The sequence below is a fragment of the Flavobacterium galactosi genome (assembly GCF_048158585.1).
GTDB classification, from domain to species: Bacteria; Bacteroidota; Bacteroidia; order Flavobacteriales; family Flavobacteriaceae; genus Flavobacterium; species Flavobacterium galactosi.
In genome coordinates this window covers 874,036-890,495 of sequence record NZ_JBLNKV010000001.1, presented here as the reverse complement: position 1 = coordinate 890,495, position 16,460 = coordinate 874,036, and the positions used below count along the sequence as shown (strand labels likewise).

Genomic DNA, 16,460 nt, shown 5'->3' with positions numbered 1-16,460 from the left:
TTGTAATTTGTATTCTTATAAAAAAAGGTGTACTTACACTTCAAATTTATACCCTACTCCTTTAATGGTTTTGAATAAATCTTCCCCTATTTTCTCTCGTAATTTTCTAATGTGAACATCTATAGTTCTTCCACCAACCACAACTTCATTCCCCCAGACTTTATCTAAAATCTCATCGCGCTTGAATACTTTTCCTGGCTTGGAAGCCAATAAATAAAACAATTCAAATTCTTTTCGTGGCAAGGCAATCTCCACATTGTCTTTTCTTATTTTATATTCTTCCCGATTGATTTCGATTCCTCCTACGTTAAGCGTTTCGCTATTTTGCTCCTGTTCGTTCAAACGTCTTAACAATGCTTTTACTTTACTGACTAGTAGTTTTGGTTTGATGGGTTTTGTAATATAATCATCGGCGCCAGCATCAAAACCGGCCACCTGAGAATAATCTTCACTTCTTGCCGTTAAGAAAGTAATAATTACATTATTCAATTCCGGTATTTTTCTAATGTTCTCACACGCTTCCATTCCATCCATCTCCGGCATCATTACATCCATGATAATAAGATCCGGCAATTCTTTTTTGGCTTTTATAATAGCTTCTTTTCCATTTGCTGCAGTAAATATCTGATAGCCTTCTTGAGTAAGATTATACCCTACAATTTCCAAAATATCCGGCTCATCATCAACTAGTAAAATCTTTGTGTTTCTTTTTTTCATAATAGAAAAATTATATTAATCTGACGGAATTTACACCTGAAATGCTCAGTGATTTTCAATTCCGATTGTAAATATAACAATAAAAGAACCGTTTAAAAATCACATTAACCGTAATTTAATATGTTAACGATTTATTAATATTCACGAAACTAAATGGTAATGATCAAGTAACTTTTACTTTACAAAACAGACATTACTTTGCATAAAAATAAAAAACACAAAAATGAAATTTAGAATATTGCTTATAGCATTGTTAATTACAACTTTTTCTTTTTCACAGAATAAAGGTACCGTTTCTGGAATCCTAACTGATAAAGATGCTAACAATCAATCATTGCCTTTTGCAAACGTACTAATAAAAGGAACCACTATAGGAACCAATACTGATATTGACGGTAAATATGCTATCGCTATGGCACCTGGAAATTATACTGTTCAATTCAGTTTCGTAGGATATGAATCTATAGAAATTCCTGTAACTATAGTCGCAAATGAAACTGCAACTGTAAATCAAGCGATTGGCTCAGGAAGTTATAAACTGAAAGATGTAGTTATCAAATCTTATGTTAGCAGAGAAAAAGAAACTGCATTATTGCTTGACCAAAAACAAGCGGTGGTTATTAAACAAAGTATTGGCGCTCAAGAAATGGCTCGTAAAGGAGTTAGCGATGTAGAGGAAGGTTTGACAAAAATAACCGGAATCACTAAAGTTGATGGTAGAGGATTGTTTGTTAGAGGTTTAGAAGACCGCTACAACAACCTACTCATCAATGATTTGGCCGTTCCATCTAACAATCCATTTAAAAAAATAATCCCATTAGACTTATTTCCAACAGACATCGTTGGAGTTATTGAAACATATAAAACGTTCAATACCAATTTATATGGAGATTTCGCTGGAGGAACTTTTAACATAGCTACTTCTAAAGGATCAAAGAATTTAACCAAAATTAATTTTGGTGCCGGATATACCACTAACAACAATTTACGCAAATTCTTAACTTCTAAGGATGCGACTTCAACAGGAGATATATTTGGATTCTCAGGAAACGAAAGAGATTTTCCAAGTATATTGGGAAGCGTTCCAAGCAACCGAGTTTTAACAGCTGACGAATCGTTGAAACAATTTGGTTCAGGATATGATGTAGAACAAAGTAAATCGCCGTTAAACACAAGTTTTGGAATTTTAAATTCAGAAAAATTTACTTTTGGAAGAAATAATAATTCTTTACAGTATTTGATGTCATTTAATTTTGATAATAAATTTCAATACCGAGAAGGAGTAGATCGTTTTTTCAATATTGGTCAAGGAATATACGACAACAACTTGTACAATAAACAATATAAATATATTACAAACTCATCTGCTTTAGTTGCCTTAAATTATAAAACAGAAAGATTAGACTTAACTTCTAATACATTTTATTTAAAGTCAACCGAAAACATGATCCAAGACCAATTGGGTTACACTAATGCCGCTCCAGTAAATAATAACGCATTTATACGTCTAAATCAACTTACACAAACAGACTTTCTGAACTCCCAATTACTAGGAAATTATAAACTTTCAACAGACGATAGAAAAAACATTAAAGCAGGCATTTCATTCACAAAGACGAGTTTTCAATTACCTGATAGAAAATCATACAAAGGGGTTTTGTTAGATGAAAACACGACCGCAATTAGCTACACTGGAAATAGTTTATACAGACAGACTTTTGATGTAGATGGGAAATTCCACGTTTCAGGTATGCTAGAGTACAAGTGGAAGTTTGGTAAATCCGAATCAAAAGACAATCACAGACTTACTGTAGGATATAATTCTTATGTAAATAGCATGGAATCAAGTTTCAGATTTTTAGTTTCTGAAAGATTAAATTCTAATGCTGCAACATTTAATACGAATACTCCTGATGGCACTTTAGCAACAGCTTTGTCAAATGGTGATTTTACATACCGTGAAGGAACGAACTCAACTTATAAAGCTAAGTTATTTGAATTTGTAAATGCGGGTTATTTAGACTTGGCATTGAAATTAAGCGAAGCATACGAATTAAATATAGGAGTTAGAGTCGAACAAAGTAGTAGAGAAACAAAATTTAGAAATCCAGGATCTTTTGATGATCCATTTCAAAAAAAGACTGTTACTGGTCTTGATATTCTACCTTCTTTGAACATGAAATACAAATTTAACGACACTTCAAATTTAAGATTTGCTGCAGCAAAAACGATTACTAGACCGGTAATTATGGAGGCGTATCCATTAGAGTTCGTAAACTTAGATGGAACTATTGAAAATGGAAATACCAACATTATCAATAGTGATAATTATAATTTCGATTTGAAATACGAATTGTTCCCTACGGCTAAAGAAATGATTGCTTTTTCTGCATTTTCAAAATTAATTCAAAACCCAATCGAGAGATTGTTTACACAATCAGCAGGTAGTGGTGGACAAATTATAACCTACGACAACTCTGATAAAGCTGTACTTTTAGGAGCTGAATTAGAATTTTTAATTCAACTTGATCGAATTTCTGAAAAATTCAAAAATTTATCGATGGGCTTTAATACTTCTTTGATGTATTCCAAAGTTACTATAAGCAAAAAAAATGCAGCCGAAACTAATCCTGACAGACAATTGCAAGGTGCTTCACCATGGTTAATTAACGCTGATTTAAAATACGACTATGAATTTTCAGAGAATTGGACCAACACTATGTCTCTAGTATACAATGTTTACGGAAAAAGAATATTTGCAGTAGGAACTAATGGATTAGATCACTATTATGAACAACCTTTTAGTAAGCTAGATTTAGTGTGGACAAATAAAATAGGAAAGAACTGGGATGTTAAATTTTCTATAGATAACATTCTAAATCCAAAATACAGTATCAAATTAGGAGAGGATAATAAAATTCCAATTATTGAACAAGACTTAACTGTAAAAGATTTTAAAAGAGGGACAGGTTTTTCTATGAATGTATCGTATACATTTTAACATGTAACTCTTAACACTACGGTAATATTTAAATAGCTATTTCATTACGATTTGATAACAATTTACTCAGGTTGTTCCAAGACATATGGAGTAATTTTACACGACGAAATTAACATTAGAAAATTAAAAAAAATTATTATGAAAAAATTCGCATTAAGCTTAGCTTTTATTGCATTAATCTTTACTTCTTGTTCAAGTGATGATACAGAAGAAACAGTAAAGACTCCAGTAACAGGAGAAATAACAGGTGATTTAACAGTATCTAAAACCTATGCGTTTGGTAATTATACCCTTAAAGGCTTCGCAAAGGTTGCTTCGGGAGTGACAATTACATTTGAAGCAGGTTCCACAATAACAGCTGATCCAAGTAATGGAGAAGATGCATTCGTAATTTTGAATGGTGGAAAATTAATTGCTGTAGGAACAGCTACAGAGCCAATTGTATTTACAGCAACAACAAAAACCGCTGGATCATGGGGTGGAATTATCATGTACGGAGATGCTCCAATAGTAAACTCTGCTACAGCTGCTGCGCCTCAAACTGCTACATCTGAAGATGGTTTAGTTTTACCTTATGGTGGTTCTAATGCTGCTCACAATGGTGGAACATTAAAATTTGTAAGAGTAGAATATGCTGGTCAAGTAATTACTCAAAATAATAAAGAACAAAATGGATTCTCTTTTTATTCAGTAGGATCAGGAACTATATTAGAAAATCTAGTTTCTTACAAAGGTAATGATGATGGATTTGAGTTTTACGGTGGAACTGTAAGTTTAAAGAACGCAATCTCTTACGGAAACTCTGATGATGCTTTTGACTGGCAAGATGGATGGAGAGGTCAAGAAAGTACTAACTGGTATGCCTATCAAGAAGGTGCTGCAAACTACGGTATGGAAATTGAAGCAAAAGGTGTGAACAACGCATTTTTTCCAAAAGTAACTAATATCACTCTAAAAAGAGCTGCAGGTACTGTAACAGAGGCACAAACTGAAATCCAATTAGATGCTATACAATTCAAAGCTGAAGGTAATGGTGATTACAGTAATATTCTAATTGATGGATACAAAAATCAAACAACTCCTACAACTAAAAATGGTGGTGTATTGCAAATTAGAGATATAACTACATACAACAATCAAGTAGTTGGTGGTAAAATAAAATTGACAAACGTAACTATCAATAACTCTGATAACATATTTATCTCTGGAGCTACAACATTTACAGTTACTGCAGCAAGCTTTTCTCCTGCCGCAAATTGGGGTGTAACAACGACAGCAACAGGTGCAAGCTTAACAGCTGGAAACTGGTCAACAGTAAACGGAGCAAGCCTAATCAAATAGTTTAGAACTAAAATATTTTATATGAAACATCCTGAAATTCAGGATGTTTTTTTTTGTGGTACAATATTTGAAATATTTTTTATATATTTACATAACAAATATTTATCATGGCAAAAAACTACTTTTATATTACTATCTTATTGGTTTTTTTCTTTTCGATGAGCCTTTCCGCTCAAGAGAATAAGCAACAGCCAAGAACACAAGAAACTGCTTCGATAGAGGGACTGAGTTTGTACCCAAATCCCGTAAGCAATGGTAAGGTCTACATTTCTTCAAAAAACGACTTAGATAAAGAAATAATTATCTTTGATGTTTTAGGAAAAAAAGTACTCCAAACAATGATTAGTTCAAGAGAACTAAATGTCTCAAATCTTACTCCAGGTGTTTATATCATCAAAATAAATGAAAATGATGCATCTGCTACAAGAAAATTAATTGTGCGATAATAATTATCACTGACAAATTTAAAAGCTCCAATTCTGTTGGGGCTTTTTTTATAATAAAATGCTGCTGGTCTTCATCAAATGAAGTAAAACGCTTGCAAAGACTTTGAGCTCTTAAGTGCCTACCAATTTTTTACCTACTTTTGTAAAAAAAAAATTCTTGATTACAACTACCGATATATTTGCTATTTCAAGCCAAAAGCAATTTGAAAAAATAGCTTTAAAAGTGTTTCGCTTTCAATACGAAAACAACTTGGTATATCAGGAATTTTGCGATTTTTTAAAAGTCGATGTCCAAAAGGTGAAATCATTATCTCAAATTCCTTTTTTACCTATTCAGTTTTTCAAGAGCCACCAAGTAGTTTCTAATACAGACGCAATTGAAGAAACATTTATCAGTAGCGGAACAACCGGAATGATTACCAGCAAGCATTTAGTCACTGACGCTTCCATATATGAGGAAAGCTACCGCAAAGGATTTTCTCAGTTTTATGGAAATATTGAGAATTATGTCGTCTTGGCGTTGCTCCCTTCCTATCTTGAAAGAGAAGGCTCTTCTTTGATTTACATGGTTGAAGATTTGATTGCACTTTCCAATCATCCGGAAAGCGGTTTTTATCTGCACAATCATGACGAACTTATAGCGAAATTAATTGCTTTAGATCAGGCAGGACAAAATGTCATTTTAATTGGCGTCACTTATGCTTTGTTAGACTTAATTGAGAAACATCAATTCCAACTGCAAAACACCATAATCATGGAAACAGGTGGTATGAAAGGCAAACGAAAAGAAATGATTCGGGAGGAATTACACGAACAATTGTGTAAAGGATTTGGCGTTCCAGCGATTCATTCTGAATATGGGATGACCGAATTGCTTTCACAAGCCTATTCTTTAGGAAATGGCGTATTTGAATGCCCTTCTTGGATGCAAATCCTTATTCGCGATACCGAAGATGCTTTGACCTACATTCAAAACGGAAAAACTGGAGGAATTAACGTAATCGATTTGGCTAATATCAATTCCTGTTCTTTTATCGCCACGCAGGATTTAGGCAAAAAAAATCCCAACAACTCTTTCGAGGTATTGGGACGTTTTGATAATTCTGATATTCGTGGTTGTAACTTAATGGTTCTTTAAAGTTTATCTCAATAACTCATACTATTTCCTGCCTTAATTAATTTTTAGAGTAGCAGATTCTAAATTTGCTCCCGAAACCTTTATCATTATCGGACTGTTTAAATTCTTAGTTTTAAGAATAATCGTGGCAATTCCTGCTTCGGCCTTTACCGGATTTTCTCCAATTAGTTCTGCATTTTCTCCGCTTAAAGCAAAAGTAACTTCGTTTGTTGCTGTTGGTATAACAGTTCCATTCGCATCGGTGATTTTGGCATATACAAAAACCACATCAGGCGAATTCGCATTGATTGCTTTTGACGAAACATCATAACTCAATTCGATTTTCATAGCGCTTTCAGGAGTTTTCACAACATTTGAAACCACTTTTTCTCCTTTGATAAATCCTTCGGCACGCAAGGTTCCGGGAACAAATTTATCCAGTTTAAAAATAAAGGGAGGATGTTGTAAAGCATCACTATTACCGTTTACAAATGGTTTTTCCTTAGACACCAAAGCATCGTTTAAATACAAGGCCACCTCATCACAATTACTATACACAGTCACATCCAAAGGAGAATTTCCTGTCCAATAATTAGCAATTTGCACCATTGGCCCTGAAACCAATTTTGAATCTAAAACCACATCGGCATTACGCTGGCTTTGGTAAAAAGAATAAGCAAATTTTGGAATTCTGAAAATATCGCTTATTCCAGAGCTCTCCAGATCATTACTGTATCCGCGATTGTAATCAAACATCACCCAGTTTGCTTCTCCAATTGTCTGTGCTCCTTTTCTATTCGAATTGGCTGCTTCCTGAAAATTATAGGCTTGCTGTAACAGTCGTTTTTCTCCATTGCTACGTAACTGACGTGAAGTTCTTTCATCTTCTTTCAAATTTGAAAATTCCTTTTGATTGAATCCGGCATTCTGCGCATAATATTCCCAATCACCATATTCAGCTATAAATATTTTTCTGTTTCCTTTGCTGTATTTTGTCCAGTAATCAGGTGCTTTTGCGTGTTGACGTGCAGGAATAAACAAATCGTAATTAGCGTTGTCAATCCAACTAGCACTATAATTATGAGGGAAAGGCAATTCTTCTTTTAAGGCCTTGGATGCTTCTTTCATGAAATTTTCACTCATTTGCGTTTCATTCAGGGAGGCTTCCCAAAAAATAATACTCGGATGATTCCGATCTCTTCTGGCCATATCCCGAATATCTTTGATTGCATTTTTTTGGAAGGTTTCATTTCCAAAAAACTGCCAGCCCGTTAAACTGTTCATCACCAAGATTCCTAATTCATCACAAGCATTCAAAAAAGCTTCAGCATGTGGATAATGAGATAATCGAACAAAATCAAATCCTGCATTTTTAATTTTCACCGCATCGCGATACTGAGCTTCATCCGAAATCGCATACCCTACATACGGATATTCCTGATGCTCGTTTGTACCTGTGATGTATAATTTTTCATCATTCAGATAATAACCATCCTCTTTCAGTTCTGATTTTCGAATACCCACCTTTTCCGAATAACTGTCAATGATTTTATTATTTGAAAATAACTGAACTTCCAAATGGTATAAATTCGGTTTTGAAATCGACCACAATTTTGGGTTGCTTACGGTAATGTTTTGGGTAATCACATTATCCGAATTGGCTTTAACAGAAAAAGCTTTCGATAGAAATTCAGATTTCTCTCCTTCATTATCTGTAAGAATAAATTTTAATAAAGCCTTTTTATTGCCCGAAAATTCATTTTTCAAATGCACTTGAATGCTTCCGTCAGCTTGGTCTTTATTGATTTTTTCAAAATTCACATAAATACCACCGCTTGCTTTTTTATTGGCATGAACGGCATTGGTAATGTATAATTTATTAGTTTTAACCAAATATACATTTCTATAGATTCCGCCGTAATAATTAAAATCCAAATCCTTCAATGGCTTTCCAGGCAAAAACTCAGGATTATCCTCATTGTTCACCTTTACTTTGATGAGGTTCTCTTTATTTGTTTTCAAAAAAGGAGTTGCATCAACCGTGAATGGCAAATATCCTCCTTTATGATTGGTTACTTTTTGGTCGTTGATCCAAACATCCGCTTCCTGCATCACCCCTTCAAAATAGAGAAAAACTTTCTTGCTCTTGAAATCTCCAACTTTAAACTTTTTTTGATACCAAGACGTACCCTGAAACTGGTTATTAACTACCAAAGGTTCTATTTTTGCAGTGTGCGGAATCGTAACTTTCTCCCAGTTCGAATTGGCATTTTCTTCTCTTCTAAACTCCCAATCCGAACCAAAATCGACTTTTGTTCTCGATTGAGCATTGGCTTTTTCAACAGAAAAAATCAAGAGTATTAGCATTAAAAAGATAATTTTATTATTAATCATTTTCATATCCTTCAGTAATTATATTTATTTAAAAGCATCTAAGGCCGGTGATGGTTTCCCATCAGATTGCCATGTATTTAATTGATAGCCACTCCAACTTTTCTCTCCTTCTGGTTCCCAATAAATTACGCCAAGTCCTTTATTATTGGGTACATTTTTTACAGCATTAATTACGGCAACTAACATATCCTTGGTATTTTGGGCTAAGGTATAATCCCCTCCAACCTCAACAACCATAACTTCTTTATTGTATCTGGAAACCATATCATTGAGATTATTGGCTAAATCAGCAATAGTAGCTTTATAATCACTTTTTAACCAATATGGATAATAAGAAAGGCCTATTACATCGTATTTCACATTGTTTGCTTTAGCATTGTCAAAAAACCATCTGAATCTTCTATTATCATTTCCTTGATCAAGATGAACAATAACTTTGATAGCCGGATTGATTGCTTTTGTGGCATCATAGCCTTTATTCAAAAGTTGTGCGAGTTGACCGAAATTAGCCGATTTCCCTTCTGGCCATAACATGCCGTCAGGAATTTCATTCCCCACTTGTACCCATTCAGGAGTTACTCCAGCCGCTTTTAGAGAATTCAAAACTTCATACGTATGATTATAAACATCATTTAATAATTCCGTAAAAGAATGGTTTGCCCAAGCCGCGGGTTTTGTTTGTTTTCCAGGGTCGGCCCAAGTGTCACTATAATGAAAATCGATCATGATGCGCATTCCTAATTTTTGAGCACGAACAGCCATAACCACTGTTTCTGCAGGACTACAATGTCCACTTGCTTTGTCATTGGAAGGATTTACCCAAACCCGAAGACGAATCGTGTTGATTCCTCTGTCTTTTAGCAATTGCAAGCAGTCTTTCTTTGTACCGTCTGTATCATAAAATTTATACCCTGTAGCTTCCATTTGGGGTAGCCATCCTACATCGGCTCCTTTTGAAAAAGCAAAAGTTGTTGGTACTGTTGGCTCCGCAGGAGTTGTCTTTGGACCTTCTGGATTTTGTGCATTACTACAAGAAAAAGTTGTCAATGTAATTAATACTATGAAAATCTGTCTTAATTGTACAAATATTTTATTCATCTTAATTTTTTTAAAGCCTGAAAAACAGACGTATTATTAGAGTTCTAAATTTCTTTACTCAACTCTTTTTTAAATCTATTGGTTAATTTTATTAGAATCAACCAATAGAATCAGATTACTAATTATTAATTTAACTTGATTGTTTTGTCTATTGCATTGATTTTTACCGTATAAGTTCCTGGGGTACCAACGAACTTAAAATTGGCATCCCCACTTCCGTCATTTTCCAATTTTGTATCGATTGTATATCCTGCATTTTTATAATACGCATAATTATTATTGATATCCCATTGACCTTGCGTTTTGAAAAATCTAAAAACACCCGCTGAAAATTTAAAAGTAGCTTGCCAAATATCAGGACTGGTTTCAACTATTGCCGTTTCACCGCCAGTAAAATTCCATCCCCCCGGTGTTGCATCACCCACAGCCCAAAAAGAACCTGATGGATTTAATACAATGGTTTTTTTACTAGTATCTACCACTAATTCATAAATTCCTGGAGTACCAATAAAATCAAAATTATTATCCCCTGCACCTTCGCTTTTAAAACGAGCATCAATTGTGTATCCTTTGCCTTTATAGTATTCGAAATTTAATCCTGTAGCCCAATTATTTTCGGCAGTAAAAAATCTAAATTTCCCATTTTGCAATGAAACTTTAACTCGCTGCACATCAGAGTCACAAACAGTAGTTTTTGAAAAATTCCATCCAACATTCTTGATTGCATCTCCCACTATCCAAAGAGGATTGCAAGTGGTACTTGTTGGCACTTTTTCAATCAATTTAATATTTATCATGTGAGTTGTTGAAATGATTTCTTGGGTTCCTGCACCACCGTTACCAATTTTAGATTTCACTCTAAAATACACAACCCCGCTATTATTTGGTTTCCCAGTACTATCAGTAGTTTTAGGGTCTTCATCTAAACCCAATTGATCTACCAATTCCAATAATTGACTTACCAAAACGGTGATATTGGTTTGCTTCGAAACTCCAATTGAAACTGGCTTTGTAAATGCTTCATCTATTGCCGCTTGAACTTCATAGTTGCTATTCACACCTAAAATCGAGGCGTTCCAAATAAATCGATCGGCAATATTGTTTTTTGTGTCCTTGGACAGTAAATATTCGCTGGCAAAATTGTTTGTAAAAGCAATTTTTTCCGAACCTAAATCAGCGATAAAAATTGGTTTGTCATCTGTACAACTATTAAATAGCAGTACATTACTAATTAGTAATACGCAATAGATTAATTTTTTCATCTTAGTTTACTTTTATATTTTTAATAGCCTGGGTTTTGTTTTAAATTTGGGTTTGATAAAATTTCAGATACTGGAATTGGAAATAATTTGTATTTATTATCAACTGCTTTTCCATTCATTACACCGCCTTTCCAAGCCCATAGATAATCTCCTGAAGTAAACTTTTTATAACGAATAAGATCGGTTCTTCTATACCCTTCCCACATCAATTCTCTTACTCTTTCGTCTAAAATAAACTCTAAGTTCAAATCTTTTGAAGCTATGTTCCCCAGACTGCTGTTTGGATTGTTGGCATAAGCCCTTCCTCGTATTTTGTTTATATTGCTTAATGCCACTTGAGAATCACCTCCTGTACCTCCTCTTAATATAGCTTCTGAATAAATCAAATACATTTCGGGTAAACGGAAAACTGGAAAATCAATGTCACTTAAATTATTATAGGTGTTTTTTTGTGGAATTTTATCTCCTGCTCTATCTACATTACGGTATTTATAAATTGAATACCCACTTTTTGAATTTGATAAAAATTCTATTTGGGATGTACGTTTTGGCTCATCATTTTCAGTCCAAAACACCGCTCTTTTATCTACACTTGGATTATTAATTGGAAACAATGCGGGGATAGAAGGCGTTACACGATAAAGATTCCAACTAGCGCTCATGCCGTTAATTTCTTCGGGAACTCCTGAAGCTCCTAATGCAAAAACATTTGTTGTTCCCCAAGAAGTTACATATTCATTATTATAATTGAAGGTGAAAATAAATTCATTGGTGTTTTTATAATTATCCCCAAGCATTAGCCATTGATGATTTAACTCTAAAGAATAACCTGCATCAATTACTTTTTTGCTATAGGCAATGGCTTCTGTATAGTGTGCTTCGCCAGAATACACCTCGGCATTTAAATAAAGCCGTGCCAAAAGCGACCAAACCGCGGCTTTATCTGCACGTCCATACTCGTTTGTTTTTGGAGCTATCATAGTTCCATCAATGGCTTTTAATTCCGATTCAATAAAACGGTATAAATCTGCTTGCTTTATTTGTTTAGGAATATCCCCATTTGCCAATGTCGCTTCGGTCGCAAATGAAGGATTTCCGAACACGTCCAAAAGCATCCAATAAGCATAGGCTCTAACAAAACGGACTTCAGAATAGTACTTTGCAATCTCCGTTTTATCTGCTTCAGAAAACCCTCTTTTACTTACCATTTCTGGTGCTGCTTCAATAATAAAATTGTTGCAAAGCGTAATTAGATACAAGCCACTTTTATAAACATCAGCTGATTCTGCATGATCAGAAGACCAGTCCAACTCTGTGGTTTTATGACTGCCCCATGTGTTTACAGCTTCATCACTTGAAAGTTCTTGCAATTCCCAATATCCTCTGTAAAAAAAATTGTTGGCCCCCGATAATTGAATATAAGTAGAAACAAGCCCTTGTTTATACCCTTGAAGCGTGTTAAATTGGGTCTCGTTTGTCAATGCGTTAGTAGGGAATCGATTCAAATCTTCAGTACAAGATATAAAGATTAAAGCGACCAAAATGACCCCTATGTATCTGATTTTAAAAAGTCTTTTTTTCATTTTTATAATTTTAATAAATTAAGTTTTCTTTAGAAATTTAAATTCAAAGAAAGTGAATATGTTCGTGGTGAAGTATAATTACCTCCAAAATTGGTCCCATAATTATACGATGCTTCCGGGTCGCCTCCTGTAAAATCAGTAATTACAAATACATTTTGAACAGAAGCGGACAAGACAACATTATTATTATCTTTTTTAGGATTTATTAAATTCCCAAAATCATAGCTTAAGTTGATGTTATCCATTTTTAAGAAGGAAGCATTTTGCAAGTAATAATCACTATACTTTTGATTGTTATTTCCGGTTTGCGTAAAATTAGTTTTGTAATACGATTGGTGTATGTTATTACGCGTTATACCATCATATATAGCAGATAAATTATCGTTAGGGTTATAAAACACATATTGTCCAAGATTGGAGTGAAACGCCATACTTAAGGCTAGCTTTTTGTAATTAAAGGCGGTATTAAAACCTATAACATGTTTTGGGGTGGAGCTTTCGGTTCTATATCTATCCTGTTCATTTATAACACCATCGTTATTTAAATCTACCATTTGATCTTCGATAGGTTTTCCTTGTGCATTATAAACTTGGCGATAAACAAAAAATGTGTTTCTAGAATATCCGACCGTATTTACCAATAAGTTACCGCTAAATAAACCAACACCCGAATTGTCTCCTATAGAAAGCTTTGTTATTTTATTTTCATTATAGCTATAATTAACTCCTAAATTCCAATTAAAATTCGTTTTTTGAATCAGAACTGCATTAGTATTGATTTCAAAACCTTTATTATCCAAACTCCCTATATTTTTAACAATATTATTGGCAAAATCTGTCCCTGAAGGAATGGTTACATCGTTTAATAAATCATCGGTAATTCTATGATAAAAATCGACCCCTCCATTTATTCTATTTTTAAACAAGCCCCAATCTAAACCAATATTTAAAGATTTTGATTGCTCCCATTTTCTATTACGATCAGTCGCACTAGGATTGACCCCTTGTATAAAATTATTGCCAATTGGATATTTAATATTGGAAGCCCCTAAATTATATATTGGGATATAGCCATAATTACCTATTCCTTCCTGTTGTCCTGTAATACCCCATCCCACTCTAAATTTAAGGTTTGAGATAACTTTAGAGTCAACCAAAAAATTTTCATCGTTTATTTTCCAAGCAGCCGATATAGACGGAAATGAACCCCATCTTGTTTTGTTAGAAAATCTTGAAGAGCCATCTGTTCTATACGTTCCGGTAAGAACATATTTATCCTTAAACGTATACATTAATCTTCCAAAATAAGATATTAAAGTGTTTTGAGGAATATCAAAATTGAAATTCGGAGTAGAACCAGGCTGCACATTCCCATTTACATCATAAGAGGGATAATAATAGTTGGTTGTTTTAAAATCGTTATATGAATGTCCTGCCAAAGCCTCGATACGACTGTCTAAAGCTTTAATTTCTTTCAAATAATTCAACGTAGTTTCTGAAAATACATTCTCCGTCTTAGAACTTGGATCGCCTTTAGTCACCAGTCCGTTAGAAATAATTGCTGGGAAAAAATTGGCTGGTGCAGTATAATTCCAGGTTCCTTTCGCAACATCATAACCGGTATTTATTTTTATACTTAAATCTGGAAAAAAATGTACTTTATAATCTAATTGAATATTCCCAATACTTCTTAGACTTGAAACTCTGTCATTGACCTGTTCTAATAGAGACACTGGATTATTATGACCATGTAAAACGGCTGGATTTGATGCAAATTCATAATATTGCCAATAGCCCCCATAAATTGAGTTTGGGTCTTTAACTGATTGTGTAGGATCAAATGTAACAGCTGCGTAAATAGCGCTTTCATCGGCTCTTCTTTCTTTTTGAGTTATTCCTTTTACATTTAAATTTACTTTAAGATGATTGTCAAAAAAAGTTGGATTAATATTAAGCGAGATTGTATTTCTCTTAAAATTACCCGTTTTAAGAGTACCATCTTGATCTAAATATCCCAATGACAAGCGGTATGGTAATACTTTTATCCCTCCTGTAAAGCTAATTGAATTGTCTTTTGTCAAAGCCGTTTGATAAATCTCATTCTGCCAATTCGTGTTTGCTGTACCTAAATTAAAATTAGAAATAGGTATACCTGAAACTAAAGAAGCTTGCTTTGCAGCTTCTCTATATTGATCTCCAGACAATACATCTTGTTTGTAAATATTGTTCGACGCAGAAAGCTTAGAAACAAATGAAACTTTCAAATCTCCATTTCTTCCATTTTTAGTTGTGACAATTATAACTCCATTCGACCCTCTTGAACCATAAATTGCGGCGGCTGAAGCATCTTTTAAAATACTAAAAGAAGCGATATCATCAGGATTCAAAGCACTTAGTACTCCAGGTCCGTCATTAAGACCAATAGGAACTCCATCAATTACGAATAACGGATTATTGGAAGCACTTAATGAAGCTCCTCCTCTTAATAAAAATGAACTTCCGGCTCCAGGTTTTCCACTTATTGGTGTAATTTGCAATCCAGGAACTTTATTGGCTATAAGTTGCTCAGCATTGGTTACAAATCCTTTTTGGAAATCTTTAGCACTTACTTGTGTTACTGAACCTGTAAGGTCTTTTTTTCTTGTAGATCCATATCCAATAACCACTACTTCATTCAGTGTTTTAGACTCTTCATGAAGGGATATATTCAATATACTCCCTGAAATTTTCTTTTCTATTGTTCTATACCCTACAAATGAAAATAGTATAATATCTCCATTATTTGCATTAATCTGGTAATTCCCATTACTATCTGAAATAGTAGAATTACTACTATTTTTTAAGGTTACCGTTACACCAGGAAGAGTTGCCTTAGTAGCTTCATCTACAACGGCACCTTTAATGGCTGTTTTTTGTCCGAAAAACATAAGAGGTATTAAAAAAAATATCATGAAATAGGATAGCTTAAAAGCTATTAAAGTTCTCTTTTTCTTTTGCTTTAGTTCTGAATTCATATTCTGTTTTGATTGTAAAATGTTTGATTTCTTCAATTTGGTTTTGGATTAATTAATGTTAATTTGTTTTTTCCATAATTAAATTTTTTGGTTGTTTTGCTTAATTTGTTTTAAAAAAACAAGTGGTTCTAAAACGTTGCAATTTAGTTTTAGCGTTAAAAATCAAAGGGGAATTAATTCATCTTTATAGGGAGACAAAATCGTTTTATCGGGATAAAATACCAGTAAAATTAAGAATACAAGAAAAAAAAGCTATTTTTAAAATTATTCTTGTTTTTTTATTTAAAAATTACAGCTGTCTTAAGGCCAAACCAAATTAGACATGCAACTTTACAAAAACTTTCCTTTTTTAGTCCTCGCCAAGTAAGAATAGAATATTAAACGAAGAAAAAAGGAGTATCAATTTTTCTGTGAAATAAAAATTGACACTCTTTTGGGGTCTATAATCCGGAATTACAGTCGTCGGTAATAGGCAAAAAACAGTTGG

General features: G+C 33.6%; 10 protein-coding genes. 4 read left to right on the top strand and 6 right to left on the bottom strand.

Annotated elements, in window-relative coordinates; all coding sequences use genetic code 11:
• Nucleotides 1–33: 33 nt before the first annotated feature.
• Entirely contained in the window at nt 34–717 is a 684-nt protein-coding gene (locus ACM55M_RS03760; RefSeq protein WP_416856163.1) for a response regulator transcription factor, read from the bottom strand.
• Nucleotides 718–940: 223 nt separating this feature from the next.
• Between ACM55M_RS03760 and ACM55M_RS03755 the strand changes: the two genes are divergently transcribed.
• The 4 genes from ACM55M_RS03755 (at nt 941) to ACM55M_RS03740 (ending at nt 6,643) form a co-directional block, all read left to right on the top strand.
• Complete coding sequence (locus tag ACM55M_RS03755; protein WP_416856162.1) at nt 941–3,718, top strand: TonB-dependent receptor; 2,778 nt, start codon at nt 941–943, stop codon at nt 3,716–3,718.
• Between the two features lie 138 nt (nt 3,719–3,856).
• Entirely contained in the window at nt 3,857–5,059 is a 1,203-nt protein-coding gene (locus ACM55M_RS03750) for a hypothetical protein (RefSeq protein ID WP_416856161.1), read from the top strand.
• 107 nt (nt 5,060–5,166) lie between these two features.
• Nucleotides 5,167–5,505: a T9SS type A sorting domain-containing protein gene (locus ACM55M_RS03745; RefSeq protein WP_416856159.1), complete on the top strand. Its 339-nt coding sequence runs from the start codon at nt 5,167–5,169 to the stop codon at nt 5,503–5,505.
• A gap of 157 nt (nt 5,506–5,662) precedes the next feature.
• The gene (locus tag ACM55M_RS03740) at nt 5,663–6,643 is read left to right on the top strand and encodes a LuxE/PaaK family acyltransferase (protein WP_416856158.1); all 981 of its coding nucleotides are present in this window, start codon (nt 5,663–5,665) and stop codon (nt 6,641–6,643) included.
• 33 nt (nt 6,644–6,676) lie between these two features.
• On the opposite strand, the gene ACM55M_RS03735 is transcribed toward ACM55M_RS03740, so the two are convergent.
• The 5 genes from ACM55M_RS03735 to ACM55M_RS03715 form a co-directional block, all read right to left on the bottom strand.
• Entirely contained in the window at nt 6,677–8,989 is a 2,313-nt protein-coding gene (locus tag ACM55M_RS03735) for a glycoside hydrolase family 2 protein (RefSeq protein ID WP_416856157.1), read from the bottom strand.
• Nucleotides 8,990–9,040: 51 nt separating this feature from the next.
• The gene (locus ACM55M_RS03730) at nt 9,041–10,114 is read right to left on the bottom strand and encodes a glycoside hydrolase family 53 protein (protein ID WP_416856156.1); all 1,074 of its coding nucleotides are present in this window, start codon (nt 10,112–10,114) and stop codon (nt 9,041–9,043) included.
• A 125-nt stretch (nt 10,115–10,239) separates the two neighbouring features.
• Nucleotides 10,240–11,376, bottom strand: coding sequence for a SusE domain-containing protein (locus tag ACM55M_RS03725; RefSeq protein ID WP_416856155.1), 1,137 nt, complete (start codon nt 11,374–11,376; stop codon nt 10,240–10,242).
• A gap of 20 nt (nt 11,377–11,396) precedes the next feature.
• Nucleotides 11,397–12,959 carry a RagB/SusD family nutrient uptake outer membrane protein gene (locus tag ACM55M_RS03720; RefSeq protein ID WP_416856154.1) on the bottom strand — a complete coding sequence of 521 codons (1,563 nt, stop codon included), beginning with the start codon at nt 12,957–12,959 and terminating at the stop codon, nt 11,397–11,399.
• 29 nt (nt 12,960–12,988) lie between these two features.
• A complete protein-coding gene (locus ACM55M_RS03715; protein WP_416856153.1) occupies nt 12,989–15,886 on the bottom strand; it encodes a SusC/RagA family TonB-linked outer membrane protein in 2,898 nt (965 codons plus the stop codon).
• Nucleotides 15,887–16,460: the final 574 nt, after the last annotated feature.

Coding starts and splice junctions, on each gene's coding strand:
- ACM55M_RS03760 (WP_416856163.1), bottom strand. CDS start 717: ATGAAAAAAAGAAACACAAAGATTTTACTAGTTGATGATGAGCCGGAT.
- ACM55M_RS03755 (WP_416856162.1), top strand. CDS start 941: ATGAAATTTAGAATATTGCTTATAGCATTGTTAATTACAACTTTTTCT.
- ACM55M_RS03750 (WP_416856161.1), top strand. CDS start 3,857: ATGAAAAAATTCGCATTAAGCTTAGCTTTTATTGCATTAATCTTTACT.
- ACM55M_RS03745 (WP_416856159.1), top strand. CDS start 5,167: ATGGCAAAAAACTACTTTTATATTACTATCTTATTGGTTTTTTTCTTT.
- ACM55M_RS03735 (WP_416856157.1), bottom strand. CDS start 8,989: ATGCTAATACTCTTGATTTTTTCTGTTGAAAAAGCCAATGCTCAATCG.
- ACM55M_RS03730 (WP_416856156.1), bottom strand. CDS start 10,114: ATGAATAAAATATTTGTACAATTAAGACAGATTTTCATAGTATTAATT.
- ACM55M_RS03725 (WP_416856155.1), bottom strand. CDS start 11,376: ATGAAAAAATTAATCTATTGCGTATTACTAATTAGTAATGTACTGCTA.
- ACM55M_RS03720 (WP_416856154.1), bottom strand. CDS start 12,959: ATGAAAAAAAGACTTTTTAAAATCAGATACATAGGGGTCATTTTGGTC.
- ACM55M_RS03715 (WP_416856153.1), bottom strand. CDS start 15,886: ATGTTTTTCGGACAAAAAACAGCCATTAAAGGTGCCGTTGTAGATGAA.